The organism is Oleiphilus sp. HI0086, from assembly GCF_001635225.1.
In genome coordinates this window covers 1-688 of sequence record NZ_LWFZ01000375.1, presented here as the reverse complement: position 1 = coordinate 688, position 688 = coordinate 1, and the positions used below count along the sequence as shown (strand labels likewise).

The following is a 688-nucleotide window of genomic DNA, read 5'->3' as shown; positions in this document are numbered from 1 at the left end:
CCTTAGTCAATATTACTCTTTCAGGGACTGATGAAGACGGTGATAGCTTATCTTACTCAATCGTGTCTTCAGTATCGAACGGAACCCTGTCTGGTTCCGTTCCTAATCTGATTTATTTACCTAATGAAAACTATGGTGGGAATGATAGCTTTACCTTCTCAGTGAATGATGGCGAAGCAACATCAGTTCCGGCGACTATTAATTTGTCCATTATGGCGGTTAATGATGTACCCGTTATTGCATCAACCCCAATGTTGTCAGCGATAGAAAGTGAACTCTATCAATACCAAATAGTTGCTACTGATGTTGATAGCAGTGACTTATCCTTCAATTTACTTAACTCCCCAGATGGGATGTCAATTGATTCGAATACGGGGCTTGTGTCGTGGGTACCTGATTATTATGCAGCTGCAGAATATCCGATTACGGTATCGGTAACAGATGGTATCCTGCAAGACACACAAAGCTTTAGTCTCAACGTACAGAATACTAACCGAGCGCCTGTCATCAATACGATGAGCTTAAATGATGGGCTAGAGCATACACCCTATAGCTATAGATTGGATGCTGTTGACACCGATAACAATCAGCTTACCTACTCGCTACAAAGTGCGCCTCTTGGCATAAGCAGCAATTCAAGTGGTGTAGTTCAATGTGTACCTAGCTATGATGAAGCTGGTATTCACTC

1 protein-coding gene is annotated in these 688 nt (G+C 42.2%); it reads left to right on the top strand.

Features of this window, described 5'->3' with window-relative positions; genetic code table 11:
- A partial coding sequence (locus A3756_RS04760) for an Ig-like domain-containing protein (RefSeq protein ID WP_197481172.1) occupies positions 1-688 on the top strand: 688 nt, incomplete at both ends.